Here is a 23,864-nt window from a genome sequence, read left to right as displayed (position 1 = left end):
CCTCAGACCAGGTTCAGGGCGTTGAGCAGCAGGTCGATCAGCTTGATCCCGGCAAACGGCACCACAATGCCGCCCAGCCCGTAGATCAGCAGGTTGCGCCGCAACAGGTGCGCCGCACTGGCCGCCTGCACGCGCACCCCACGCAGCGCCAGCGGGATCAGCACGATGATGATCAGCGCGTTGAACACGATCGCCGACAGGATGGCGCTCTGCGGGCTGGCCAGTTGCATCAGGTTGAGCACACCCAGTTGCGGGTAGATGGCAGCGAACAACGCCGGCAGGATGGCGAAGTACTTGGCCACGTCGTTGGCAATGGAGAACGTTGTCAACGCACCGCGGGTGACCAGCAGCTCCTTGCCGACCTGGACTACGTCCAGCAGCTTGGTCGGGTCGCTGTCCAGGTCGACCATGTTGGCGGCCTCCCGCGCAGCCTGAGTGCCGTCGTTCATGGCCATGCCTACGTCAGCCTGGGCCAGTGCCGGGGCGTCGTTGGCACCGTCGCCACACATGGCAACCAGGCGGCCTTCATTCTGCTCCTGGCGAATGCGCGCCAGCTTCTTCTCGGGCGTGGCCTCGGCCAGCACGTCATCGACCCCCGCTTCGGCGGCGATGGCAGCCGCAGTCAAAGGGTTGTCGCCGGTTACCATGACCGTGCGAATGCCCAGCTTGCGCAGCTCGGCGAAGCGCTCGCGGATACCAGGCTTGACCACGTCCTTGAGGTGGATCACACCCAGCAAGCGCTTGTCGACGCACACCAGCAACGGGGTGCCACCACTCTGCGCGATGCGTTCGACTTCACGGGCCAGCGCCGCCGGCATTTCCAGGCGTTGCATACCGACGAAGGCCAGCACCGCATCGACGGCGCCCTTGCGGTAGCGGTGCTGCTCGAAGTCGATACCCGACAGGCGTGTCTCGGCACTGAAAGCCACCGCTTCGAACTGCCCGGCAGGCGGGTCGACGAAGTCGTGCAACTGGCGCAGGTATTCGACAATCGACTTGCCCTCGGCGGTGTCGTCGGCCAGCGAGGCCAGCAAGGCGCCCTCCCCCAGTTCCTTGGCGGTAATGCCCGGTGCAGCATGCAGTGCGCTGCAGCGGCGGTTACCGAAGGTGATGGTGCCGGTCTTGTCGAGCATCAGCGTATGCACGTCCCCGGCGGCCTCGACGGCGCGGCCCGAGCGGGCAATGACATTCAGCCGTACCAGCCTGTCCATGCCGGCGATACCGATGGCCGACAGCAGGCCGCCGATGGTGGTCGGGATCAGCGTCACCAGCAGCGCGGCCAGGAAGATCAGCGGCAGGCTGCCACCCACGAAGTGGGCGAACGGCTGCAAGGTCACCACCACGATCAGGAAAATCAGGGTCAGGCCGATCAGCAGGATGTCGAGGGCGATTTCGTTCGGGGTCTTCTGCCGCTTGGCCCCTTCAACCAGGGCGATCATGCGGTCCAGGGTCGACTCGCCCGGGTTGCTGGTGATGCGGACAAGCAGCCAGTCGGAGACCAGCCGCGTATTGCCGGTCACCGCCGAGCGGTCGCCACCTGATTCGCGTATTACCGGCGCGGACTCGCCGGTAATGGCGGCCTCGTTGACGGCCGCAATGCCTTCAATCACCTCGCCGTCGCCGGGGATCATTTCGCCGGCGACCACGCGTACCACGTCGTCCTTGCGCAGCGCGCTGGCAGCTACCGTCTCGTAGCTGCCATCACGCAGACGACGCTGGGCGGTCAGGCCCTGGCTGCCGGCCTTGAGGCTGTCGGCGCGGGCCTTGCCACGGCCCTCGGCCAACGCCTCGGCGAAGTTGGCGAACAACACGGTGAACCACAGCCACAGGGCAATCTGCACCGCAACGCCGGTGCTCACGCCGCCGCCGGGGGCAAAACACAGCACGGTGGTCAGCACCGCGGTCAGGGCCACCACCAGCATTACCGGGGAGCGCTTGAGCTGACGCGGGTCGAGCTTGACGAACGCCTGCACCAGCGCCGGGCGCCACAGCGCGGCGAAGCGGGTCTGGTCCTTGGCATTGTGCCGGCTATTCACTTCAGGAATGGGCATGTTCATGATCGGTCCTCAAAAACCCAGGCTAAGGTGTTCGGCGATTGGCCCAAGGGCCAGGGTCGGCAGGAAGGTCAGGCCACCGACAAGCAGGATGGTCACCAGCAGCAAGCCGGTGAACAGCGGGCCGTGAGTCGGGAAGCTGTTCTGCCCCAGCGGCGCGCTTTTTTTCGCCGCCAGGCTGCCGGCCAACGCCAGTATCGGCAGGATGTAGCCGAAGCGGCCGATGAGCATGGCCAGGCCGATCATCAGGTTGTGGTACACGGTGTTGGCGCCAAACCCGGCAAAGGCCGAGCCGTTGTTGGCCGAGCCCGAGGTATAGGCGTACAGCAACTGGCTGAAACCATGCGCCCCCGGGTTGGTGACCGCCCCGGCCGGGCCGGGCAGGCTGGCGGCGATGGCGCCAAGTACCAGCACGCCGACCGGCATCACCAGCAGGGTTGCCACCAGAAGCTGCACTTCACGGGCCTGCAGCTTCTTGCCCAGGTATTCCGGGGTACGGCCAATCATCAGCCCGGCCAGGAACACCGCGATAAGGACGAACAGCAGCATGCCGTAGAGGCCCGCGCCGACGCCGCCGAATATCACCTCGCCGACCATCATGTTGACCATCGCCACCATACCGGTCAGCGGGTTCAGGCTGTCGTGCATGGCGTTGACCGAACCGTTGGAGGCGGCGGTGGTGGTGACCGTCCACAGCACCGAACCGGTGGTGCCGAAGCGGCTTTCCTTGCCCTCCAGGGGGGCGGTCTGCTGCACCTGCGTGCTTTCCAGGGCCGGGTTTGGCTGGTGCTCGGACCACAGCGCCGTGCTACCGCCGATCAGGAACAGGGCAAGCATGCAGGCGAGGATGGCGCGGCTCTGACGCAGGTCCTTCACGTAGTGACCGAAGGTGAACACCAACGCCACCGGAATGAGGATGATCGATGCCACCTCGAACAGGTTGCTCCAGGCCGTTGGGTTTTCGAACGGGTGCGCCGAGTTGACGCCGAAGAAGCCACCGCCATTGGTACCCAATTGCTTGATGGCGATCTGGCTGGCGGCCGGCCCCAGCGGAATGGTCTGGTCGGCACCTTGCAAGGTCAGCGCGTGGGCGTAGTCGGCAAAGGTCTGCGGTACGCCCTGCCACACCAGCAACAGCGCCAGCAGCAAGCACAGCGGCAGCAGGCCGTAGAGGGTGGCACGGGTCATGTCGACCCAGAAGTTGCCCAGCGTCGTCGCGCTGCGCCGGGCGATACCGCGGCACAGGGCAACCAGCACGGCCAGGCCGGTGGCAGGGCTGACAAAGTTCTGCACGGTCAGGCCAAGCATCTGGCTCAGGTAGCTGACCGACGCCTCACCGCTGTAGGCCTGCCAGTTGGTGTTGGTAACGAAACTGACGGCGGTGTTGAACGCCAGCGACCATTCCTGGCCAGGCAGGTGCTGAGGGTTGAGTGGCAGGTAGCCCTGTAACAGCAGCACGGCAAACAGCAGCAGGAAGCCGACCAGGTTGAACGCCAGCAGGGCCAGGGTGTATTGCCGCCAGTTCTGCTCCTGGCTGGCGTTCACACCCGCCAGCCGGTAACAGCCCTGCTCGACCGGCCCCAGCACAGGCGTCAGCCAGGTACGCTGGCCTTCCATGACCTTGAAGTAGAACCGCCCGAGCCAGGGTGCTGGTAGCAGCACGATGGCAAAGAATGCCAGGAGCAAGGCGAAATCGTAACTGTGCATGGCCGCTCCCTAGCTGCGATCGGCGCGCAGCAGCGCCACCAGCAGATAAAACGCCAATGCCACTGCCAGCAGCAGTGACAGCCCGTCGAGCATGTTCATGTGTGGTTCTCCCCGTGTTACGGCTTGGGCCGCTTTGGGGAAATTGTCCGAGGGAGGGGCGTAAAGGGGCGAGATCGGGGGATGGGGGTGGGGATAAAGAATGCGTAAAGATCAGCGTTGTAGTTTGCCTGTAACAGCCTCTTCGCGGGCTCGCTCGCTCCCACAGGTACTGCACAGCCTTCAAGGCCTGTGTGGTAGCTGTGGAAGCGGGCAAACCCGCAAAAGGGCCGTTACAGGCTTATTGTTGTGGCGGCTGCTGCGCCGCGTTACGGCTCCAGTCCAGCAGCAGGCTGTAGCCTACCGCCAGCAAGGTCGGCCCGATGAACAGGCCAATGAAGCCAAAGGCAAGCAAGCCGCCGAACACGCCCAGCAGCACGATCACCAGCGGCAGGTTGCCGCCACGGCTGATCAGGTAGGGTTTGAGCACGTTGTCCACGCCGCTGATGACGAAGGTGCCCCAGACGCCCAGGAACACCGCCATGCCGTATTCGCCCTTCCACACCAGCCAAGCGGTGGCCGGGATCCAGGCCAGTGGCGGCCCCATGGGGATCAGGCTGAGCATGAAGGTCACCAACCCCAGCACGATCGCCCCAGGCACCCCCGCGATCAGGAAGCCGATCAGCGCCAGCAGGGCCTGCGCGGCCGCCGTGCCGATCACCCCGTTGACCACCCGCTGCACGGTAGCGGCTACCAGGTCCAGGTAATACTCGGCGCGTTCGCCCACCAGCCGGTGCAGCAAGCGCAGCACGAATGCCGCCAAACGTGGCCCGTCGCGGTAGAAGAAGAACACGAACACCAGGCTCAGGGTCAGTTCCAGCACGCCGCTGCCGATCTGCGCGCTGCGCGCCAGCAACCAGTTGCCCACCTGCCCAAAGTAAGGCTTGATCGAGGTAAGCAAGGCTGCGCCTTGCTGGTCCAGCGATTGCCAACCGTTGACCAGACGCTCGCCAACGAATGGAATGCCACCCAACCAGGCCGGTGCATCGGGCAGGCCGTCGACCTGCACGTCACGCACAAACGCCGTAGCGTCGCGAATGTGATCGGCCAGGTTGAACCCCAGCCACACCAGCGGCAGTGCCACGATCAGGATCCAGGCCATGGTCAGCAGGCCGGCTGCCAGCGTCTCACGACCGCCCAGCAGGCGCGTAAGGAAGCGCATCAACGGCCAGCTGGCAAAGGCCAGGATGGCCCCCCACAACAATGCCGATATGAACGGTGCCATCACCCACAGGCCGGCACCTAGCAACGCCACCAGCAGAATCTGGACCAGCAGGCGATCATTGTTAACCATGAGGGTGCTCGTTCAAGGGATCAGTTCAAGGTGCAGGCCGTCTGTAGGCGCACTGCCGACTTCAAGACGGCGATTGCGCACCCCGGCCTTGACCAGCGCCTCGCGCCAGGCCTCAGCCTGGGCGCCACTGAGGCTGACACGCAAGGTGCTGTCAAGGTTCAGGCTGCGGGCCAGCAGGTTTACCCAGGCGTCTTGCGGCGCAGCAAGGTCAGGGTAGTCGAGCTTGCCGGTGTCACGCATTTCGCGCAGCACCGTGGCAGCGGTTGGCAGCAGCTCGCCCAGCGGGCTGCCTGCGATGAACTCTTCCACATGCAGATAGGCACGGCGGTTGCCACGGGTAACGCTGTACAGCGCGACCAGGGTGTCGGCCTCGTCTGCCGAGCGGCGTAGCAGGATGAACGCCTGCTGCTCGTCGCCTCCGTTGAGGCGGGCATTGGCGAACACATCATTGGCCCACAGGCTGGCCTCACCGCAATCACGCCCCTGACACCAGAACAACGGGTAGCCACCGTCGCGCACAAGTGCTTCACGGGCACTGGTGAACGCCTCGCGCGCAGTACGCTCGACGGGCAATTCGTAGGTTACCGAGCTGACTTGACCGCGGCTTTCGACTTTGTCATCGACCCGCAGGCGGCCACTGATCTTGCGTAGCGGGCCCATCGGGTAGACGCGCTCCTGTTCCGTCGCCGGGCGTTGATCGACCACCTTGGCGTCCTGCGGGACCGGCAGGACGCCGGCCCACGACACGGGGGTGGCGAGCACCAGACAGGCAGCCAAGGCAGTGCGAATGGAAACGGGTACGCTCATTGGCGAACCAGGCGGCGCTCAGCGCCGAATTGAAGCTCCAGGATGTCTGGCAGTTGCATGGTTGTCTCCCTGTTCAACCCGCCAAGCCTCGACACTTGTCCGGTGCAAGTCAAGCAAAGCCAAAGAAGCGATTGATACAGTCTGCAACAAGGGCCGCGCCCTGCGCATCGTTCAGGTGCAGGTGATGGCCGCCGGGTAGTGTCACCTGTTCAAAGGGTAGCTGCTCCAGCAACCCGGTGTGGCGCGCCAGCATGCCGTCGGCGGCCACCACCAACAGCGCCGGGCAACTCACCCGCCGCACATAGGCCATGGCCTGGGCCTCGCTCAGGCGCACCGGCGAGGGCAGGGTCAGCCGGCTGTCGCTGCGCCAGCTGTAGCCACCGGGCACTGGCATCAGGCCACGTTGGGCCAGCAGCTCGGCCGCTTCACGGCTGACCGCGACCATGCCTTTCATCCGGGCTTGCACCCCTGCTTCCAATGTCGCATACACCGACTTGCGCTTGCCATCCAGCCGCAACTGGGCTTGCAGTGCCATCCCTAAGCGCTCACCTGCGTCCTGCTCGGCGCCAGTCGGCGGGATCACGCCGTCGATTAGCGCCAGGTGACTGACCCGATCGGGCAATGCACCGGCCAGTTGCACCGAAATGATCGCGCCCAGCGAATGCCCCAGCAGGGCGAAACGCGGCCAACCCAGTTGCTCGGCCACGCGCAGCACGTCATGGGCATAGTCGGCCAGGGCATAACCGGCGCCAGGCGGGCGGTGCTCCGAATAACCATGGCCGGCCAGGTCCAGGGCGACGAGGCGCAGACCTTTCAGTTGCGGTGCCAGGCGGGCAAAGCTGTTGGCATTGTCCAGCCAGCCATGCAGGGCAATCACCGGCAGCCCGTCTTCGGGGCCGAACAGGTGTGCAGCCAGTTCGATATGGCCCAGGCTCAGACGAATTTCCTCAACGTGTGCGCTCATGCCTGGCTCCAGCGGTCGAACAGGCCCTTGATCAGGCTGGCAGTGTCGGCCGGGCGCTCCAGCGGGAACATGTGCCCACCCGGTACACTGTGGTATTCACCTTTGGGCATACCGCGCACAGCCAAGGTGTGGTGGCGACGAATGACGTTGCTCCGGTTGCCGCGCACCATGGCCAGCGGCACCTGCAACTGGCGCGCGGGGGCGGGGCTGGTGTGCGGGATGCTGCGGTAGATGCTGATTTCAGTAGCAGGGTCGAAGCGCAACTGTAGCCCTTGCTCCACCACCTGCAGGCCATGTTCTACATAAGCGTCGAGGCAATCGGGATCGAAATGGCGGAACAGTGATTTGCCAGCGAAATAGTCCCGGGCGCTGTCGCGGTCATTGAACGTTTCGCGACGCCCCAGGGTGCGCCCGGCCGGTGTGATGCGGTCGATGAAACCAAAGCGCTTGGCTGTGCGCAGCAGCCATTGATCAGCGCGGGTGAGCACCGGGGAGTCGAGCATCACCAGCCCCCGGTAGTACTCGGGGCAGCGCAATGCCGCGTGCAGGTGCAACACGCCACCCAGCGAATGGCCGACGCCCCAGACCGGCTGGTCCTGCTGCGCCAGGTGATGCAACAATTCATCGACCAGGCTTTGCCAATTTTCGTCCACGGGAAAGCGCGGGTCATGCGCGTGCTGGGCCAGGTGCTGCACCTGATAGTCCGGCGCCAGCGCTGCAAACAGCTTGCCGTAGGTGGCCGATGGGAAACCGTTGGCATGGGCGAAGAAGATCTGCTGCGACATGGCGCCTGGTCCGGACCGGGATGATGGCCCATTGTCGGCATCGCGGGGCAGTTCGGCAATGTCCATAAAGGTCATCGGCGAGGGGGATCAGGTCATGCCGAGCGGTCGAAACTGCTCAGCGACCGACGCAGGCAGGCCTGCATGTAGGCCACTTGGCTCTCCAGCGCCTCGCGGGCCAGACGCTGGTCCTGGTAGTCCAGTTGCAGGCGGCGCAGGGCCAGACAACTGATTTGCAGCAAGTGCGAAACCCGCAGGCAGGCGTCCTGCAGCGTCCTCAGGTCCTGCTCGCATTGTTGCCTCGCAACAGGGTCCAGCCCGGGGTTGTCGTTCACCTTGCGCATCAGGTGGTAAAGCTTGGCATCGGCCGATTCACGCAGCAGGCTGTATTGGGCGAAATCCAGCGAGGTACCTTGGTCAACCTGTTCCAGGGTGGGTTGCAGGTCCAGGGAGCGCAACAGCTCCAGCATTTCACCCCTCATTCGCCGTTCCCTGATATTTGCCATGTGGCAACGCTAGCAAGCGGTGGTGAAGTGCGGCAACTGACAAAAATGCCAGTTGCCTTATCGCTCTTTACCCATGCCAGCATTCAGAAGCGAGCGAAACAGTGGCCTGCACAAACCATGGGAAGTTCACGCGGGTGAGTGGATGGCCCGAAGCGTCATCAACCCGGCCAGCGGCCACTCCCCTTCCAGCTCCGCCAGGCTGGCAGTGCTCATGGCTGCCGGCTGTTGCCTGTGGCCGTGCTCCAGCGCACCGACCAAGGTGCCTACCAGCGGCTGGTGGCTGACCAGCAGCACATGCTCAAGCCCCAGGCGCTCGATTTCGCCGATGACCTGCTGTACATCACCCTCGGGCGTCAGCCAGGGCACGGTGCGCACCGGTTCGGCGAAACCCAGGGTGTCATGCACCAGTGCGGCGGTCTGCTGGGCGCGTACGTAAGGGCTGGCGACAATCGCCTGCAATGGCTGCCCGATCAGGTAAGCCGCACTGTGCAGCACCTGCTCGCGACCATGGGCCGTCAACCGGCGCTCGGCATCTGTCTTGGCCCGCGGCTCAGCTTCACCGTGGCGCAGCACCCACAGCTTCACAGCTTGGGTTCCTCGTCACGCACTGGATGCGCGGCCGGTGCCACAGCGTGCGCGGCTTCACCTTCCGGCGCACGCGGGGCCGGCCAGTCTGCGAACGGCCATGGCTTCTGGTCGCTGTGGAAACTGCCGAAGCGACCAATCTGTGCCAGGTACTGGCTCAGGCTGTCGCCGAAGTTCATCAGGCTGGCGCTGGGCGCGCCATACACCAGTCGGTAGATCAGCTGTACCAGCACCAGGCCACCCAACAGCAACTCGGCCAGTTGCCAGACCACCAGGAACACCAGCATCCACAGCACCCGCAGGATGATCGACTCGCGCTGGGCGCGTTCGGGCGTATCGTTCATGTGTTGCTCCTTGCTCGTGTCAGAGCCGCCAAGGGCTCAGTTGAAACCGCTGATGGAAATGAAATCGACATCGGTCTTGGGCTCGGCGCGCATCAGGTGCTCGATCACCTGGTTCAGCGTGCGGCCTTCGAACAGGATGGCATGCAGGCCAGCCACCAGCGGCATGTACACCTGCACTTGCTGGGCCTTGGTCTTGAGCACCTTGAGCGTGTTGACCCCCTCGGCCACTTCGCCCAGGCGGTTGACCGCCTCTTCCAGGCTTTGGCCCTGCCCCAGTGCGTAGCCAACCTGATAATTGCGGCTCTTGGGCGAGGAGCAGGTGACGATCAGGTCACCGACACCGGCCAGGCCGAGGAACGTCATGGGGTTGGCGCCCTGGCTGACGGCGAAACGGGTCATCTCGGCCAAGGCCCGGGTAATCAGCATGCTCTTGGTGTTCTCGCCCATCCCCAAGGCCACAGCCATGCCGGCGATGATCGCGTAGACGTTCTTCAGTGCACCGCCCAGTTCGACGCCAAAACGGTCGGCACTGGCGTAGACGCGGAAGGTACGCCCGTGCAGCACGGCCTGTACCTGCTGGCACAGATCTTCGTGCTCACTGGCCACCACTGTGGCAGTCAGTGCATGTTCGGCGATTTCGCGCGCCAGGTTGGGCCCTGACAAAACGCCGATGCGCGCCTCGGGGGCGATTTCTTCGAGGATCTGGCTCATCAGCTTGAAGCTTTGCGCTTCGATGCCCTTGGTCAGGCTGACCAGGCCTTTGCCGCGCAGCAGCTCGGCATGCGGTGCCAGCACGCTGCGCAAGGCACTCGATGGCAGGGCAACGAAGATCAGCTCGCTGGCCTGCAGGGTGGCCAGCAAGTCGTTGACCGGCTCAACCCCATCGTGCAGGCGGATACCCTTGAGGTAGCGCGGATTCTCGCGATTCACACGCATGGCCTCGGCCTGCGCCGGGTCGCGCATCCATTGACGCACCGGCACACCGTTTTCCGCCAGCAGGTTCGCCACGGCGGTGCCGAAGCTACCGCCGCCCAGAACCGCAACAGGTTGCTGTTCAGTCATATCCAATCCATTAAAGCCAAAAGTTAAGTGGCGACCCCGCCATTATACGGCTCGCCTGCCATGCGCCAAGGTCAGCAACGCAGATCACACTGTCATGGCCACGTTGCAACAAATGCAGGCACGAGCGTGCTCGCGATGCGCCGCGCCGGCGGCGCTCGATTTCCGCCCCCACGAAAGCGTCAAGACAGGCACGCTGCAAAACCGCTGCAGATCACTGGAAAATACGCCAAGGTCAGTTACCATGCCTGTTTCAATCCTGAAACAAAGGCCGCTCCGTGTTCCCTGGCACGCCACCGTACCCGCGCCTGCTGTTATTGACCGCCCTGCTCGGCGGCCAGGCTGCGGCCGACGACCTGTTCATCGACACCCCCGACCTGCCACAGGTTCTGACCGCCACACGCCTGAAACAATCCCCCGCCGCTGTCCCGGGCAGCATGACCGTACTCGACAGCGAACTGATTCGCGCCAGCGGTGCCCGTGACATCCCCGAACTGCTGCGCCTGGTACCGGGCATGATGATCGGCTACGGTGCCGGCAATCAACCCACGGTCAACTACCACGGCAGCAACGTCAACGACGCACGGCGCATGCAGGTACTGATCGATGGCCGTTCGGTGTACCGCGCAGGCCTGGCCACGGTGGACTGGAGCGACATCCCCTTGGCCATGGAGGACATCGAGCGCATCGAGGTGTTCCGCGGCCCGAACACCGTCAGCTATGGCGCCAACGCGCTGATGGCAGTGGTCAACATCCTCACCCGCAACCCCGCCGACAGCCATGGTACACGGCTGAAAGTGACGCGCGGCCAGGACGGCATCAACGACTTCTATGCCAGCCACGGCTTCGGCTGGGACGGTGGCGACATGCGCCTGTCGCTGTCGGGCCAACAGGACGACGGCTTTGATGAGAACCAGTTCGGCCAGGACTACCGCGACAGTCGCCGCCTGACCCGCTTCAACCTCAGCGCCAACCACAACCTGGCGGTCGACCAGACCCTGGAGTGGCAACTGGCGGCCAAGGAAGGCAGCAATCAGCGGCCCTACACCTACCAGCCGGTGTTCCAGCAGTACGAGTCCGGGAACAATGCCGACGTCAACGCCAAGGACTATGCGGGCTCGTTGCGCTGGACCAAAGACTTCAGCGCTGAACACAGCCTTTATATCCAGGGCTCAGCCCAGCATTTTGATCGCCAGCAAGTGTGGCGCGCCTGTGATGCCTTGCAGTCGTTCAGCCCCGAACTGACCCAGCTCTGGCAGATGAACCCCGACTTTGCCGAAAAAGTGGCGCGCGGCATTGCAACGGGCGCTCCCCTTTCCACTGACGACCCTGCCCTGAAAGGCCTTCTGCAGAAAGTGCAGCAGCAATGGAAAGAGGGTGGAAGGGAGCAGGTCTGCGGCGATGTCGATCAGAGCACCCGTGAAACCCGCTATGACCTGGAAATCCAGGACACCCTGAGCCTGACCGATAGCCTGCGTCTGCTCAGTGGCATGAACTACCGCTATGATCGCGCCGACTCGCAGACCTACTTCAACGGCAGCATCGACGACCAGACCTGGCGCCTGTTCGGCCAGTTGGAATGGCGGGCCGACGAGCACTGGATATTGCAGGGTGGCGCCATGTTCGAAGACTCGCGCCTGTCAGGCAGTTCGCTGACCCCGCGCGTCGCGGTCAACTACCTGATCACCCCACGCCACGGTCTGCGTGCGGTGTACTCCGAAGCGGTGCGCTCGCCCGACATGTTCGAGAACAACGTCAACTGGAGTTACACGGTCAAGAACCTCACCCCCAATTCATTCGGCCTGCAAAACGGTGAGTACTTCGTCAAGACCCGTGGCCCTGGCGACCTTGAACAGGAGCGCATGCGCTCGCGCGAGCTGGGCTACAACGGCTACTTCAGCGACATCGACCTGAGCCTGGATGTGAAGCTGTTCTACGACGAGATCACCGGCATGATCAGCGAGCCGCTGAGGAACAACCAGTACATCGCCAGCAACGCCAACAAGGCCCGTTTCAGCGGCAGCGAGGCGCAAATGGACTGGCGCCCCACCCTGCGCGACCGCCTGCGCCTGACCTATGCCTATGTCGATGCCTGGGCCAGTAACCCCGACGACCGTCGCCTTAGCGCCCGCAACAGCGGCTCGGCCGGGTGGATGCGCGAATGGGGTGCCGGCTGGTCGAGCGCGCTGTTCTATTACGGTGACGATGCCCTCAACCAGTACCGCTACGAGCGTCTGGACCTGCGCCTGGCCAAGCGTTTTCGGGTGTATGGCAGCAACCTGGAGCTGGCGGCGCTGTGGCAGCAGCGCCTGGACGATGAACCGACCTCGGCCCTGCAGAACCGCTACGACAGCCGTCACCGCCTGAGCGTGAGCGCGGAGCTGGAGTTCTGATGGCCCTGCTGCTGCGCCTGTTGCTGCTCTGCCTGTGGCCGTTGGGGCCTTTGTCCGCCAGCGAAGTCCTGCTGGTTGGGGCTGAGGACCAGCCCGGTGTACGCAGCTTCATCGCCGCACTGGAAAGCCGCCGGCCACACGATCATGTGCAGTTTCGCACCACCACCGAACTGCCGCGCCCGGGCAAGCTCAAAGCCGACCAACGCCTGATCCTGCTCGACAACGCAGCACTGGAATGGCGCCTGGGAGAAACCGCCGGCCCGCCGGCGCTGGTCATGCGGGTCAGCCGGGTACAGGCTGAACAGCGCCTGGGAAAGTCGCGCCCCGCGTTCCTCACACTGTTGTGGAGCGACGCACCGTTGGGACGGCAACTGCGCCTGGCACGCTACTTGTTGCCGCAGGCCAGGCGCGTTGGCGTGCTGTACGGCGAGCACAGCAGCTTTCTGCTGGACGAACTGCGCCATGCTGCACGGCCGCTAGGCCTGGAAATCGTGGCCCAGGACTGGTCCGACCCGCGTGACAACCGGCCGCTGCAGCACCTGCTGGGCAACAGCGATGTGCTACTGGGCCTGGACGACCCTGACTTGTACAACTCCAAGACCGCAAAGAACCTGCTGTTGAGCAGTTATGGCCGGCAGATGGCACTGATCGGCCCGAACGCCGGCTTCGTTCGCGCCGGCGCCCTGGCCAGTACCTACAGCGACCAGGACGACTGGCTGTGGGTGCTCGACCAGTTGCTCGACCAGCCGCCGACACGCTGGCCGCGCAGCCTGTACCCAGTGCGCTACGGGGTCAGTGGCAACCAGCAGGTGGCCCGGGCCCTGGGTCTTGAACCGATCGATCAGAACGCCGCCGTCAAGGCCCTGGCCGAGGGAGAACCCACCCCATGAGCAAACGCTTGAGCTGGGACATTCATACCCGCACGCAGATCATCAGCCTCGGCCCCGCCCTGCTACTGACCTTGCTCCTGATCAGTTTCTTTACCTTCGTACGCATCCAGGACCTGCGCCAGGAGCTCAACCACACCGGGCAACTGATCGCCAACCAGTTGGCACCGGCGTCGGAGTATGGGGTGATTTCGGGCAACAACGAAGTGCTTGAAGGGCTGATGCGTGCCACCCTCAGCATCCCGCACGTACGCTTTCTGGAAGTGCAGGACAGCCGCAACCACATCCTGGTGTACGTCGAGCAGTCCGACGAAAGTGCCAACCGCGCGCAACGGGTCGAAGTGTTCCAGGCGCCCATTCGCCTGCAGCAAATCCGCCTGGACAACGACTTCCTGCAACAGGGCAAAGCCACCACCCCGGCCATCGGTGACGACTACCTGGGCCGCGTGATCGTCGGCATGTCCGATGACGCCTTCAGTCAGCGCCAGCAGGAAATCGTGATCAAGGCCGGGATCCTGGCGTTGTTCGCCCTGCTGTTCACCTTCTTGCTGGCACGCCGCCTGGCCCTGAGCCTGGCCAAGCCGATCAGCGACATGGGCCATGCGGTCAAGGCGATTCAGCAAGGCAAGTACAACACCCCCTTGCCGGTCGTCGACGACAGCGAGCTGGGCCACTTGGCCCGCCACATCAACAACCTGGCCAGCGCCCTGGAACAGGCCAGTGCCGAACAGAAGCAGGCCATTGCCGAACTGATCCAGGCCCGCGAGGAGGCCGAACAGGCCAACCGCGCCAAATCGGATTTCCTGGCGATGATGAGCCATGAGTTGCGCACCCCGATGAATGGCGTGCTGGGCATGCTGCAACTGCTGGAAACCACGCCGCTGAGCAATGAACAGGCCGATTACACGGCAGTGGCCAGCGAGTCCACCGGGCATTTGCTCAAGGTCATCAACGACATCCTCGATTTTTCGCGCATCGAACGCGCCGCGCTGCAGCTGGAGCACATCGACTTCAACCTGGGCGAGCTGATCACCAGCAGTGTCCAGTCGTTCCAGCACAGCGCCCAGCAACGCGGCCTGGGCCTGCACCTGCAACTGCCGGCCGGCATCGAGCAGTTGCAGGTGAACGGCGACCCCACGCGCATCCGCCAGATCCTGCTGAACCTGGTGGGCAACGCCCTGAAGTTCACCGAACGTGGCCAGGTGCAAGTCGAGGCACGCTGGCAGGTGCTCGACCGACAGCTGATCTGGCTGACCTGCAGCGTGCGCGACACCGGCATCGGCATCGACAGCGACCGCCTGGAAATGATGTTCGTCGCCTTCCAGCAGGCCGACAGCTCGATTTCCCGTCGTTATGGCGGTACCGGGCTGGGGCTGTCGATCGCTCGTACCTTGGCCGAGCGCATGGGCGGCAAGCTACGCGGTGAAAGCCGTGAGGGCCTGGGTTCGACCTTTACCCTGGAGATGCCGCTGGCACTCGCCACCCCTGCCCCCATCCCGCTGACGCCGCCAACGGCTGCACAAACGACGGTGCCGGACAATGATCAGGTACTGCTGGTGGAGGACAATCCGGTCAACCGCAGTGTCGTGGAAGCCATGCTGCGCAGCCTGGGGCTGGCAGTATGCACGGCAGAAGATGGCCTTGAAGCCGTCGAGCGGGTCGGCCAGCAGCGCTTTGCTGCCGTGCTGATGGATTGCCGCCTGCCGCACCTGGACGGCTATGAAGCCACCCGACGCATCCGCCAGTTGCCCAACGGCGCTGGGCTACCGATCATCGCCCTGACCGCCAACGCGTTGCAGGGCGACCGCGAACGTTGCATGGCCGCCGGTATGGACGATTACCTGAGCAAACCCTTGCGCCGTACCGAATTGCAGCAGGTGCTGCAGCGCTGGTTACCCGGTCAGACAACCGCGACTGGCGATAAATGCTAAAGTGCGGCAGTCTTAAACACTGGACAGGACCTTCATCGGACCTGAAAATAGACGTTTCAGTGCACACCTGTACTTCTTTCACCAGGTGCGCTGTGACTTTCACCACAACGCAATAGTCTACCTGTAGGCTGCCGTCTCGAAGCGCTTGGTTTTCGGGCCGGCCGGGAAGATTCATCCCCTGCCGCAGGGGGTTATTGAGGAGCTCGCATGACCAAACAACACGCCTTTACTCGGGAAGACCTGCTGCGCTGCAGTCGCGGTGAGCTGTTCGGCCCAGGTAATGCGCAACTGCCCGCGCCGAACATGCTGATGGTCGATCGCATCACCCATATCAGCGAAGAAGGCGGCAAGTACGGCAAAGGTGAGTTGGTCGCCGAGCTGGATATCAACCCGGACCTGTGGTTCTTCGCCTGCCATTTCGAAGGCGATCCGGTCATGCCGGGCTGCCTGGGCCTCGACGCCATGTGGCAGCTGGTTGGCTTCTTCCTCGGCTGGCAGGGCCTGCCAGGCCGTGGCCGCGCCCTGGGTTCGGGCGAGGTGAAATTCTTTGGCCAGGTACTGCCTGAAGCCAAGAAAGTCACGTACAACATTCACATCAAGCGCGTCCTGAAGGGCAAGCTGAACATGGCCATCGCCGATGGCTCGGTCAGCGTCGACGGCCGCGAGATCTACACTGCCGAAGGCCTGCGGGTCGGCGTGTTCACCTCCACTGACAATTTCTAAGGGTTATTCGCATGCGCCGCGTCGTTATCACTGGTCTGGGCATCGTATCGTGCCTGGGCAATGACAAAGCTACCGTCACCGAAAACCTGCGCAACAGCCGTCCGGGTATCCGTTTCAACCCGGAATACAAGGAAATGGGGCTGCGTAGCCAGGTTTCCGGTTCCATCGACCTCAACCTCGAAGAACTGATCGACCGCAAGGTTTACCGCTTCGTCGGCCATGCGGCTGCCTACGCCTACCTGGCCATGCAGGACGCGATCAAGGACGCCGGCCTGACCGAAGAGCAGGTTTCCAACCCGCGTACCGGCCTGGTGGCCGGTTCCGGCGGCGCCTCGACCCTGAACCAGATGGAAGCGCTGGACACCCTGCGTGAGAAAGGCGTCAAGCGCGTCGGCCCATACCGCGTTACCCGCACCATGGGCAGCACCGTGTCGGCATGCCTGGCCACCCCGTTCAAGATCAAGGGCATCAACTACTCGATCTCGTCGGCCTGCGCCACTTCGGCTCACTGCATCGGTACCGCACTGGAGCAGATCCAGTGGGGCAAGCAGGACATCGTCTTCGCCGGTGGTGGTGAAGAAGAGCACTGGAGCCAGTCGTTCCTTTTCGATGCCATGGGCGCCCTGTCGACCAAGCGCAACGAAACCCCGGAACTGGCCTCGCGCGCCTACGACGCTGACCGTGATGGTTTCGTCATCGCTGGCGGTGGCGGCATGGTCGTGGTCGAGGAACTGGAACACGCCCTGGCCCGCGGCGCCAAGATCTACGCCGAAATCGTTGGCTACGGTGCGACTTCCGACGGCTACGACATGGTTGCACCGAGCGGCGAAGGCGCCATCCGCTGCATGCAGCAGGCGCTGTCCACTGTCGACACCCCGATCGACTACCTGAACACCCACGGTACCTCGACCCCGGTCGGTGACGTGGCCGAGATCAAGGGCGTGCGTGCCGTGTTCGGCGACAAGGCGCCGAAGATCAGCTCTACCAAGAGCCTGTCGGGTCACTCGCTGGGCGCTGCCGGCGTGCACGAGGCGATCTACTGCCTGCTGATGATGGAAAACAACTTCATCGCCGGCTCTGCCAACATCGACGAGCTGGATCCGGAAGTCGCCGACTTGCCAATCCTGCGTAAAACCGAAGAAAACGCCAAGATCGACACGGTCATGAGCAACAGCTTCGGCTTCGGCGGCACCAACGCCACCCTGGTGCTCAAGCGCTGGGAAGGCAAGTAAGACGCTGCTGCTGTCAATGAAAACGCCCCGACTGGTTCGGGGCGTTTTTGTTTGTATTGCCTGTGCGGGCCTCTTCGCGGGTAAACCCACCACACAAGCCTTCAGCGCTGTGCCCACCCTGTAGGAGCGGGTTTACCCGCGAAGAGGCCCGCACAGGTCACTGCTGTACCTTGGGCAACACCGCCAGAAAATTCTCCCGGGCCACCTTGTGCGCCACCGCCTCCGGCAAGGCATCCAGAAACGGCTTGAACCCGTGCATCTGCTCCCCCAGGCTGCCGAACCGCCCCACCACATCCGACCCCAGCATGAACCGCTCCGGGTACTTCTCGACCAGCGCCAACCATGCCTTGCGCGGCACGCCCTGCTCATCCAGCAAATACGGCTGCAGCACACTCCACGACAAATCGACATACAGGTTCGGGTAGTCCTCCAGCAATCGCGTCAGCACCGGCAGTAGGAAGTCCATCTGCGTCTGGTGGCGGTGTATCTCCATGCTGCTGCCCGCATGCGCCCAGATGAATCGCGTGTGCGGATGGTTGCGCAGCGGCTCTTCGATCTCCGCCAGGTAGAGCGGGTTGCGCTCGCGCTTGGAGGTGATGTTGGAATGCAGCAGCACGGGCAGGTCGCGCTCGGCCGCCAGGTGGTAGATACGCGTCATGGCTTCATTATTGGCACGTGGCGTGTCGCCACTGGTCAGCGCTGTCAGGTCATCATGTCGGGTGAACACCTCGCCGATGCCCTGCCACAGCCCCGGGTACATATCGAGCATGCGCTCGATATGGCTGACAGCATTCTTGTCCACCGGGTTGAAACCACTGAGGAACGGGTGGAACCGCTTGCGCTGCTGACTTGGCAATTGCTGCAGCGCCGCCGCCACGTATGTGTCGGTGGCGCTGTACCAATAGGCGTCGGCGTCATCACCGGCGTAGTAGCGCGGGCGCTTGGGCTCGTCTTCGTGCCATTTCTTGGCCACGGGTATGCCTGAAATCATCGACTGCTCAACCCCTGCGGCATCCATGGCCTTGATCAGCGCCGGCATGCCTTCACTTTCCTGGAAGAAGTCCACGTAGTGCAAGTGGGCATCACTGTAGCGGTACTCGCGCGCCTGGGCCGCCTGGCACAGCCAGCCGAACAACAGCACACAAGCCAGCGCTCTGGCGGTCATGGTCATCTTCCTCATGCAAGTACGAACCCAGTAGACCAGGCGGCCGCCAAGACGGTTCAGCCACGGCGGGCAAACCGCTATGCTTGAGGCACTTCCACCGTGCCTGGAGCCTTCCCCATGAGCAGCCCACTGGTCATCCACCCCCGAGCCGAGACGGTAGAGGGCCAGCCGATCCTGCGCCCGCTGCCATCAGCCCAGTGCCGCAGCGTCGGCCCGTTCGTGTTCTTCGACCACATGCTCGAAACAGACTATGCCCCGGGGCATGGCATGGACATCCGCCAGCACCCGCATATCGGCCTGTCCACCCTGACCTACCTGTTCGAAGGCGCAATCCTGCACAAGGACAGCCTCGGCTCGGCGCAGCGGGTGCTGCCTGGTGATGTCAGCTGGATGACTGCGGGCAGCGGCGTCGCCCATGTCGAGCGCACCCCGGAAGATGCCCTGGCCCATGGTTCGCGCCTGCATGGGCTGCAGGTATGGCTGGCGTCGCCACGTGCGTTTGAGCAAGGCCCGGCAAGTTACAGCCATCACCCAGCCGAGAGCCTGCCCGTCAGTGACAGCCTGGGTGTACGTATCTGCATGATTGCGGGCAGCGGGTTCTGCCTGGCGTCACCGGTGCCGGTGCTGTCCCCTACCCTTTATGCGCATGTCCGGATGCAACCGGCGACCACCTTGCTGGTACCGACCGAGCATGTGCAGCGGGCGCTGTACGTGCTCGATGGTGAGTTGATGATGAACGATGAAGACGTGGAGCCGTGCACCCTGGTGGTGTTGCCGCAGGGCGAAGAGGTGACATTGTATGCCGAGGGTGAATGCCAACTGGTACTGATTGGCGGCGCACCGCTGGATGGGCCGCGTCGGATGAACTGGAACTTCGTCGCCAGCGACCCGGAGCTGATCGAGCGGGCCCGGGCCAGGTGGGCTGCGGGGGATTGGCCGGAGGTGCCGGGGGAACATTCGAGGATCGAGTTGCCTCGGTGATCGGGGCCGCTTTGCGGCCCTTCGCGGGTAAACCCGCTCCTACACCTGATCGGGGGTGGACACAGGTCGGTGATTGGGCGCAGGCCGTCGTGTAGGCGCGGGTTTACCCGCGAAGGGCTGCAAAGCAGCCCCCTGCAATCTCAACGCTGGAACACTTCACTCAGCAGATTATGCATCGAACGAAACGCTCGCTCGGAAGTGCGCCGGTTATACTGCATCTTGCCCGGCACATTGGCATTCGGGTCGGTAAACGAGTGCACCGCGCCGCCATAACTGAGCAACTGCCAGTCCACCTTGGCCGCGTTCATCTCGTCCTCGAATGCCGGCAACTGCTCCTTAGGCACCAATGGGTCGGAGGCACCGTGCAACACCAGCACCGAGCCCTTGATGTGCTTGGCATCTTCAGGGTCCGGCGTGTCCAGGGTGCCGTGGAACGACACGGCCGCACGCAGGTCGGCGCCGCTACGGGCCAGTTCCAACGCACAGCAGCCACCGAAGCAGAAGCCGAAGGTGGCCACCTTGCCAGGCTCCAGCAGCGCCTTCGACTGCCCCAGCAATTGCGCCAGGGCTTCCTGCATGCGCTTGCGCAGTTCGTCACGGTCATTCTTCAGCGGCATCATCGCCACGCCTGCCTCATCGGCATTGGACGGGCGCACCGATTGCCCGTACAGGTCGGCGATCAGCACCACATAGCCCTTCTCGGCCACTTCCTTGGCAATGCGCTCGGCACCTTCACCAATGCCCATCCAGTTCGGCGCCATCACCAGCCCTGGGCGGCCCAGCGCACCCGGCTCATAGACCAAACGGCTTTCGAAGGCCTTGCCAGACAGGTGATAAACCAGCGATTCGACGATAACTTTGCTCATCTAGCACTCCTTTGGCACTTTCACAAAAAAGGCAGCCATGAAAAAGCCCGCCGAAGCGGGCTTTCCTATGCATCAACTCAAGCAGACAGCTCGACCAGCAGCTTGTTCAGGCGACGAACGTATGCCGCCGGGTCCTTCAGGCTGTCACCGGCCGCCAGGGCCGCCTGATCGAACAGGATATGTGACAGCTCGGCGAAACGGTCTTCGCTCTGCTCGTGGTCCAGCTTCTCGATCAGCGGGTGGCTCGGGTTGAACTCGAAGATCGGCTTGGACTCCGGCACTTTCTGCCCGCTGGCTTCCAGGATCTGGCGCATCTGCAGGCCCAAGTCCTGCTCGCCGATGGCCAGGATCGCCGGCGAGTCGGTCAGGCGGTGCGAGACGCGCACTTCGGCCACGCTGTCACCCAGCGCACCTTTCAGTCGCTCGACCAAACCTTCCTTGTCCTTGGCGACTTCTTCCTGGGCTTTCTTGTCTTCTTCCGAATCCAGCTTGCCCAGGTCCAGGTCACCACGGGCAATATCGACAAAGGCCTTGCCGTCGAATTCGTTGAGGTAGCTCATCAGCCACTCGTCGATGCGGTCAGTGAGCAGCAGCACTTCGATGCCTTTCTTGCGGAAGACTTCCAGGTGCGGGCTGTTCTTGACCTGCGCGTACGATTCGCCGGTGAGGTAATAGATCTTATCCTGACCTTCCTTGGCGCGGGCCAGGTAGTCGGCCAGGGCGACGCTCTGCTCGCCGCTGTCGTCCTGGGTGGAAGCAAAGCGCAGCAGGCCGGCGATTTTCTCCTTGTTGGCAAAATCTTCGGCCGGGCCCTCTTTCAGCACCTGACCGAAGTTTTTCCAGAAGCCCTTGTATTGCTCGGGTTCGTTCTTCGCCAGCTTCTCCAGCATGTCCAGCACACGCTTGGTCAGCGCGGTCTTCATCGAATCGATGATCGGGTCTTTCTGCAGGATTTCACGCGACACGTTCAGCGACAGGTCGTTGGAATCAACCACACCCTTGATGAAGCGCAGGTACAGCGGCAGGAACGACTCGGCCTGGTCCATGATGAACACACGCTGCACGTACAGCTTCAGGCCGCGCGGCGCTTCGCGCTGGTACAGGTCGAACGGCGCACGGGCCGGCACGTACAGCAGCGAGTTGTATTCGAGCTTGCCTTCGACCTTGTTGTGGCTCCAGGCCAGCGGGTTTTCGAAGTCATGGCCGATGTGCTTGTAGAACTCCTGGTATTCCTCGTCCTTCACCTCGGTGCGCGAACGGGTCCACAGGGCGCTGGCACGGTTGACGGTTTCCCACTCTTCGGCCGGCTGCTCTTCACCTTCAGCGGCGGCCTGCTCTTTTGGCAGTTGAATCGGCAGGGCGATGTGGTCGGAGTATTTCTTGACCACATTGCGCAGGCGCCAGCCATCGGCGAACTCCTGCTCGTCCTTCTTCAGGTGCAGGACGATACGGGTACCGCGCTGTGGTTTGTCGATGGTGGCGACTTCGAATTCGCCCTCGCCTTTCGACGACCAGTGCACACCTTCGGCCGCTGGCTGGCCCGCACGGCGGCTGTACACGTCGACCTTGTCGGCAACGATGAACGCGGAGTAGAAGCCCACGCCGAACTGACCGATCAGGTGCGAGTCCTTCTTCTGGTCACCGGTGAGGTTCTTCATGAAGTCGGCAGTGCCGGACTTGGCGATGGTGCCCAGGTGGGCAATGACGTCTTCGCGGCTCATGCCGATGCCGTTGTCCTCGAGGGTCACGGTACCGGCGTCCTTGTCGAAGCTCAGGCGAATCTTCAGGTCAGCATCGCCCTCGAGCAGTTCTGGCTTGGCCAGGGCTTCGAAACGCAGCTTGTCGGCGGCGTCGGAAGCATTGGAAATCAGCTCCCGCAGGAAGATTTCCTTGTTCGAGTACAGCGAGTGAATCATGAGGTGCAGCAGTTGCTTTACCTCGGTCTGGAAGCCCAACGTTTCCTTTTGTGTTTCCACAGTCATGGTCTTCGAAACTCCGATCTGATGGCGGTGGCGCCTGGCGGCCGGTTCGGCCAGCGTTAACGGCGGATGTCATGCAGATGGGGGCTGCCCGGATGATTTCAAGGGCTTTTCCGGTTCGATCTTGAAATGCGCACGGGCCGTGGCAATCGGCGACTGCCTGTCGCCCTGCCAGGCGGTGATGGCCACGTTGGTCACCCGCCGGCCCTGACGCCACAACTGGCACTGGGCGTAGGTATCGCGAAAATGCCCGGCGCGCAGGTAGTCGATGGAAAAGTCGATGATCTTCGGAATGCTTGCGCTCTCGCTGTAGATCAGCAGGTACAGCGCTGCCGACAGCTCCATGAAGCCGGCGATCACGCCGCCATGAATGGCCGGTAGCAGTGGGTTGCCGATATTGTCCGGGCTTGCCGGCAGGCGGAACAACACATCATCGCCCTGACGTTCGCATTCGATGCCGATCAGCCCGGCATAGGGAATCAGCGCCAGCAATGGTCGATAGTCGCCCACCGCATGGGCGGCGTTGAGCTGCTGGCGCACCGCGTGCGGAATCATGCCTTGCCCTCCTTCAGACTGTCGCCGAAACGGATGCCGCCCTTGATGTCCTGGCCCAGGCGCATGAACGTGCCCACCACCTGGCAGATGGGCTGGTCGGGGTCGTCCTGGTAGGCGGTGCCACGGGTAAAGATCACGTCGCGGGTAACACGGTAGCACTGGGCGTGGCCGTAGATGTCCTTGCCAGCCTCAGCCGGGTGCATGTAGTCGATGCGCAGGTCCAACGTCGGGCACACTTCGAAGCGCGGCAGCACACACAACGTGGCCATGCCACAGGTGGTGTCCATCAGCGTGGTCAGCGCACCGCCGTGCACGGCACCGGTTTGCGGGTTGCCGACAATCGCTGGCGACCATGGCAGGACCAGGGTCATGCCATCACCATCAGCCTGCGCCACGCGCATCTGCAACAGCTGACAATGTTTTAACGCCGAGAGAAAGCGTTCGGCCATTGCCATCAAGGTTGAATCGTTCATCGGCTGTTCCCACCGGCCGCAGGGCAGCGGCATAAATTCGTTAAAAAGTCTATGTAGAACGGGGCGTTATATATCTGTAATCTTCGTGGAACTTATTCCGCGTAGTTGCACTCGAAGGAACAAGTCACTTATTCCACCAAGGAGAAACACCCCCATGCGTAAACCTTTTGCTTTTGCTCTGATGCTGGCCGCTGCCATGGGCCTGGCTGCTTGCGATAAAGCGAGCGAAGACAAAGCCCAGGACGCACAGCAACACGCCGAGCAAGCCCAGGAAAAAATGGGTGAAGCTCAGGATAAGATGAACGAAGCCGCCAAGGAAAACGCCGAAGCTGCCAAAGATCAGGCCGAAGCCGAGCAGAAGGCTGCCGAAGAAGCCGCTCCGGCTACTCCGGCTCCAGCTACGCCGGCAGAACCTGCCAAGCAGTAACTCGAGTCAACAAAAAAACCCGACAACTGTCGGGTTTTTTTGTGTTTGCAAGTT

23 protein-coding genes are annotated in these 23,864 nt (G+C 63.1%); 7 read left to right on the top strand and 16 right to left on the bottom strand.

Annotated features, from left to right (window positions below):
* Nucleotides 1-2: 2 nt before the first annotated feature.
* The 11 genes from kdpB to ACZ889_RS12475 all read right to left on the bottom strand — a co-directional run bounded on the left by kdpB (nucleotide 3) and on the right by ACZ889_RS12475 (nucleotide 10,201).
* Nucleotides 3-2,057 (bottom strand): potassium-transporting ATPase subunit KdpB, encoded by a 2,055-nt coding sequence (gene kdpB, locus ACZ889_RS12525; protein ID WP_144000331.1) that lies wholly within the window; start codon nucleotides 2,055-2,057, stop codon nucleotides 3-5.
* Nucleotides 2,058-2,066: 9 nt separating this feature from the next.
* A complete protein-coding gene (kdpA, locus tag ACZ889_RS12520) occupies nucleotides 2,067-3,761 on the bottom strand; it encodes a potassium-transporting ATPase subunit KdpA (RefSeq protein ID WP_004576955.1) in 1,695 nt (564 codons plus the stop codon).
* Between the two features lie 9 nt (nucleotides 3,762-3,770).
* Nucleotides 3,771-3,860 (bottom strand): K(+)-transporting ATPase subunit F, encoded by a 90-nt coding sequence (gene kdpF / locus ACZ889_RS12515; protein WP_003251485.1) that lies wholly within the window; start codon nucleotides 3,858-3,860, stop codon nucleotides 3,771-3,773.
* Between the two features lie 238 nt (nucleotides 3,861-4,098).
* A complete protein-coding gene (locus tag ACZ889_RS12510) occupies nucleotides 4,099-5,151 on the bottom strand; it encodes an AI-2E family transporter (RefSeq protein WP_019750854.1) in 1,053 nt (350 codons plus the stop codon).
* A 12-nt stretch (nucleotides 5,152-5,163) separates the two neighbouring features.
* Entirely contained in the window at nucleotides 5,164-5,958 is a 795-nt protein-coding gene (locus ACZ889_RS12505) for a DUF4892 domain-containing protein (protein ID WP_003251489.1), read from the bottom strand.
* A gap of 109 nt (nucleotides 5,959-6,067) precedes the next feature.
* Nucleotides 6,068-6,922, bottom strand: coding sequence for an alpha/beta hydrolase (locus ACZ889_RS12500; RefSeq protein ID WP_012051749.1), 855 nt, complete (start codon nucleotides 6,920-6,922; stop codon nucleotides 6,068-6,070).
* The gene (locus ACZ889_RS12495; protein WP_121783123.1) at nucleotides 6,919-7,707 is read right to left on the bottom strand and encodes an alpha/beta fold hydrolase; all 789 of its coding nucleotides are present in this window, start codon (nucleotides 7,705-7,707) and stop codon (nucleotides 6,919-6,921) included. The genes ACZ889_RS12500 and ACZ889_RS12495 overlap by 4 nt, the downstream gene beginning before the upstream one ends.
* 92 nt (nucleotides 7,708-7,799) lie before the next feature.
* Nucleotides 7,800-8,174: a hypothetical protein gene (locus tag ACZ889_RS12490; protein WP_144000579.1), complete on the bottom strand. Its 375-nt coding sequence runs from the start codon at nucleotides 8,172-8,174 to the stop codon at nucleotides 7,800-7,802.
* A gap of 162 nt (nucleotides 8,175-8,336) precedes the next feature.
* Nucleotides 8,337-8,795: a phosphohistidine phosphatase SixA gene (sixA, locus tag ACZ889_RS12485; protein WP_012051746.1), complete on the bottom strand. Its 459-nt coding sequence runs from the start codon at nucleotides 8,793-8,795 to the stop codon at nucleotides 8,337-8,339.
* Nucleotides 8,792-9,139, bottom strand: coding sequence for a DUF4389 domain-containing protein (locus ACZ889_RS12480; RefSeq protein ID WP_003251499.1), 348 nt, complete (start codon nucleotides 9,137-9,139; stop codon nucleotides 8,792-8,794). The genes sixA and ACZ889_RS12480 overlap by 4 nt, the downstream gene beginning before the upstream one ends.
* A 36-nt stretch (nucleotides 9,140-9,175) precedes the next feature.
* Nucleotides 9,176-10,201: an NAD(P)H-dependent glycerol-3-phosphate dehydrogenase gene (locus ACZ889_RS12475; protein WP_010954935.1), complete on the bottom strand. Its 1,026-nt coding sequence runs from the start codon at nucleotides 10,199-10,201 to the stop codon at nucleotides 9,176-9,178.
* A gap of 275 nt (nucleotides 10,202-10,476) precedes the next feature.
* On the opposite strand from ACZ889_RS12475, the gene ACZ889_RS12470 reads away from it, so the two are divergent.
* From ACZ889_RS12470 to fabB, 5 genes are all read left to right on the top strand, one after another.
* Complete coding sequence (locus ACZ889_RS12470; protein ID WP_060545918.1) at nucleotides 10,477-12,591, top strand: TonB-dependent receptor plug domain-containing protein; 2,115 nt, start codon at nucleotides 10,477-10,479, stop codon at nucleotides 12,589-12,591.
* Nucleotides 12,591-13,481, top strand: coding sequence for an ABC transporter substrate-binding protein (locus ACZ889_RS12465; protein ID WP_014860316.1), 891 nt, complete (start codon nucleotides 12,591-12,593; stop codon nucleotides 13,479-13,481). Before ACZ889_RS12470 ends, ACZ889_RS12465 begins: the two co-directional genes overlap by 1 nt.
* Nucleotides 13,478-15,409 carry an ATP-binding protein gene (locus tag ACZ889_RS12460; protein ID WP_476257412.1) on the top strand — a complete coding sequence of 644 codons (1,932 nt, stop codon included), beginning with the start codon at nucleotides 13,478-13,480 and terminating at the stop codon, nucleotides 15,407-15,409. Before ACZ889_RS12465 ends, ACZ889_RS12460 begins: the two co-directional genes overlap by 4 nt.
* A gap of 207 nt (nucleotides 15,410-15,616) precedes the next feature.
* Nucleotides 15,617-16,132: a 3-hydroxyacyl-[acyl-carrier-protein] dehydratase FabA gene (gene fabA / locus ACZ889_RS12455; protein ID WP_003251509.1), complete on the top strand. Its 516-nt coding sequence runs from the start codon at nucleotides 15,617-15,619 to the stop codon at nucleotides 16,130-16,132.
* A gap of 11 nt (nucleotides 16,133-16,143) precedes the next feature.
* Nucleotides 16,144-17,364, top strand: coding sequence for a beta-ketoacyl-ACP synthase I (fabB, locus tag ACZ889_RS12450; protein ID WP_003251511.1), 1,221 nt, complete (start codon nucleotides 16,144-16,146; stop codon nucleotides 17,362-17,364).
* 157 nt (nucleotides 17,365-17,521) lie between these two features.
* Here the strand turns inward: fabB and ACZ889_RS12445 are convergent, their stop codons facing one another.
* Complete coding sequence (locus ACZ889_RS12445) at nucleotides 17,522-18,529, bottom strand: amidohydrolase family protein (protein ID WP_054888905.1); 1,008 nt, start codon at nucleotides 18,527-18,529, stop codon at nucleotides 17,522-17,524.
* Between the two features lie 117 nt (nucleotides 18,530-18,646).
* On the opposite strand from ACZ889_RS12445, the gene ACZ889_RS12440 reads away from it, so the two are divergent.
* Complete coding sequence (locus tag ACZ889_RS12440) at nucleotides 18,647-19,510, top strand: pirin family protein (RefSeq protein ID WP_003251514.1); 864 nt, start codon at nucleotides 18,647-18,649, stop codon at nucleotides 19,508-19,510.
* A 140-nt stretch (nucleotides 19,511-19,650) separates the two neighbouring features.
* Here ACZ889_RS12440 and ACZ889_RS12435 read toward each other — a convergent pair whose 3' ends face one another.
* The 4 genes from ACZ889_RS12435 to ACZ889_RS12420 form a co-directional block, all read right to left on the bottom strand.
* Nucleotides 19,651-20,376: a dienelactone hydrolase family protein gene (locus ACZ889_RS12435; RefSeq protein ID WP_108078072.1), complete on the bottom strand. Its 726-nt coding sequence runs from the start codon at nucleotides 20,374-20,376 to the stop codon at nucleotides 19,651-19,653.
* A gap of 77 nt (nucleotides 20,377-20,453) precedes the next feature.
* Nucleotides 20,454-22,358 carry a molecular chaperone HtpG gene (gene htpG / locus ACZ889_RS12430; RefSeq protein WP_012051738.1) on the bottom strand — a complete coding sequence of 635 codons (1,905 nt, stop codon included), beginning with the start codon at nucleotides 22,356-22,358 and terminating at the stop codon, nucleotides 20,454-20,456.
* Between the two features lie 69 nt (nucleotides 22,359-22,427).
* Nucleotides 22,428-22,910 carry a PaaI family thioesterase gene (locus ACZ889_RS12425; protein ID WP_003251519.1) on the bottom strand — a complete coding sequence of 161 codons (483 nt, stop codon included), beginning with the start codon at nucleotides 22,908-22,910 and terminating at the stop codon, nucleotides 22,428-22,430.
* Entirely contained in the window at nucleotides 22,907-23,383 is a 477-nt protein-coding gene (locus tag ACZ889_RS12420; RefSeq protein ID WP_003251521.1) for a PaaI family thioesterase, read from the bottom strand. Before ACZ889_RS12420 ends, ACZ889_RS12425 begins: the two co-directional genes overlap by 4 nt.
* 154 nt (nucleotides 23,384-23,537) lie before the next feature.
* On the opposite strand from ACZ889_RS12420, the gene ACZ889_RS12415 reads away from it, so the two are divergent.
* Nucleotides 23,538-23,810: a hypothetical protein gene (locus tag ACZ889_RS12415; protein WP_003251523.1), complete on the top strand. Its 273-nt coding sequence runs from the start codon at nucleotides 23,538-23,540 to the stop codon at nucleotides 23,808-23,810.
* Nucleotides 23,811-23,864 lie beyond the last annotated feature (54 nt).

Source organism: Pseudomonas sp. TE3895 (assembly GCF_056278855.1).
This window is presented reverse-complemented; position numbering and strand designations above follow the sequence as displayed.